Annotated in this window: 2 protein-coding genes; both read right to left on the bottom strand. The window is 40.7% G+C overall.

Annotated elements, in window-relative coordinates; genetic code table 11:
• Positions 1-591: 591 nt before the first annotated feature.
• Entirely contained in the window at positions 592-1,419 is an 828-nt protein-coding gene (locus F6K37_RS39345; protein WP_287256673.1) for an Rpn family recombination-promoting nuclease/putative transposase, read from the bottom strand.
• A gap of 87 nt (positions 1,420-1,506) precedes the next feature.
• Positions 1,507-2,121: Rpn family recombination-promoting nuclease/putative transposase (locus F6K37_RS39340; RefSeq protein ID WP_287256671.1), on the bottom strand; the 615-nt coding region annotated here is incomplete at its 5' end.

Raw genomic sequence — 2,121 nt, 5'->3', positions numbered from 1 at the left:
GGTAATGGGTAATGGGTAATAGGTAATAGGTAATAGGTAATAGGTAATCGGTAATCGGGAATAGGTAATAGGTAATAGGTAATCGGTAATAGGTAATAGGTAATGGGTAATAGGTAATCGGTAATAGGTAATCGGTAATAGGTAATGGGTAATGGGTAATGGGTAATAGGTAATAGGTAATAGGTAATAGGTAATAGGTAATAGGTAATAGGTAATAGGTAATGGGTAATAGGTAATGGGTAATAGGTAATAGAGAATTTAGTGCGTAGGGTGCGTTAGGGGCGGGCTTGCCCTAATTTTCAACACCGAGCGCCAATGTTGGGATAGCCCGTACCGTAACGCACCGCCAAGTAGAATTAAGTAATAGGTAATAGCAAGTATTTTGTTGTAGGGTGGGCATTGCCGGTTTCCCACCCCAAATCCTGCCGGAATTCACCTGAGCAATGCCCACCCTACTTACTAGAGGCGGTTGTTAGTCAAATCAGACAGAATCAGACCTCAAAAACTGCTGCCTAACTCCCATAACCTATTACCTATTACCTATTACCTATTACCCACTACCTATTACCTAACTATGGTATGCTTGTTGTATCAGGGATCCGTTGACTGCTCGAGCACCTGTTTGACAAGTTTTACCTCTAATTCTAAAGCTTGGGCAACTTGTTCTACGGTTAACCCCAACGCTAACAACCGAGGTATAGACTTTAATTTGCCTTGAATTTCACCTTCTTGTATGCCTTCTTGTATGCCTTCAAGTCTGCCTTCTGCTTTTGCCTCCTGATAAACTTTGGTTTGCCGTAAATCACTTAAGCTAAACATGGCTTCGATCTCCGTGCGACTGAGTTTGGGTAACTTATACACCAGTATGGTCTCTATTAATTGTAGAAGTTCTCGCTTTTGTCTTTCATTGTCTATCTCCTCAGTGGTTCGTTGAATCAAGTCTTGAGCAAGTGAGATCGCAGAATCTTCCTCGGTTACAATTAGCTGTACTGTAGCTATACCTACTGATGGTGCAGGGGTCTCGGCTAATTCATCGAGATAAATCCGAGATACCCTTGGAGAATCCAGTAATTCTTGATATTGTTGAGTTGCTCCTTTATCCACATTGCGGCTCGGGTAAATCACCACACCACGCCAATCATTGCTGATTTTGTTTTTGTTTAAGTATATGAAAATTTCGGTAAAAAAGCGGGAGTAAAATTCAGAGTCCCTCTGAAATTGGACTTCTACAAAATAAATCGGTGATTGGGCTGTGGTAGTTGTCGGCAGGAATACTCCATCAATTCTAAAAGCTAGTTGTTTAACTTCCACAGAGGCGAATTGATAAGCTTGTGCTTCTGTAGGGGAATGGTTAATTAATTCAAAGAAGATGCTGGGAAACGATTGGAACAGGCGATAGAATATGGTGTCGGTTTTCACATTAATGTCATTATTTAACTATACCTATAGTAATGGTAATGGGTAACCCGCCATTACCTATTACCCATTACCTATTACCTAAATATATCAACTATCAGAAGACTGCTGGATCACCTTTGTAACTTGTTCAACCTCTAATTCTAAAGCTTGGGCAACTTGTTCTACGGTTAACCCCAAAGCTAACAACCGAGGTATGGACTCTAATTTGCCTTGAATTATACCTTCAAGTCTCCCTGCTTGTATACCTTCAAGTCTCCCTGCTTGTATACCTTCAAGCCTACCTGCTTGTATGCCTTCTGCTAAAGCCTCCTGATAAACTTTGGTTTGCCGTAAATCACTTAAGCTAAACATCGCTTCGATCTCCGTGCGACTGAGTAGTGGTAACTTATACACCAGTATGGTCTCTATTAATTGTAGAAGTTCTCGCTTTTGTCGTTCATTGTCTACCTCCTCAGTGGTTCGTTGAATCAAGTCTTGAGCAAGTGAGATTGCAGAATCTTCCTCGGTTACAATTAGCTGTACTGTAGCTATACCTACTGATGGTGCAGGGGTCTCGGCTAATTCATCGAGATAAATCCGAGATACCCTTGGAGATAGGTAATAGGTAATAGGTAATAGGTAATAGGTAATAGGTAATGGGGAATAGGTAATAGGTAATAGGTAATAGGTAATAGGTAATAGGTAATAGGTAATGGGTAATAA

Source organism: Moorena sp. SIO4E2 (assembly GCF_010671945.1).
GTDB classification, from domain to species: domain Bacteria; phylum Cyanobacteriota; class Cyanobacteriia; order Cyanobacteriales; family Coleofasciculaceae; genus Moorena; species Moorena producens.
The sequence above is the reverse complement of the archived record's forward strand: the minus strand, read 5'-3'. Positions and strand labels throughout refer to the sequence as shown.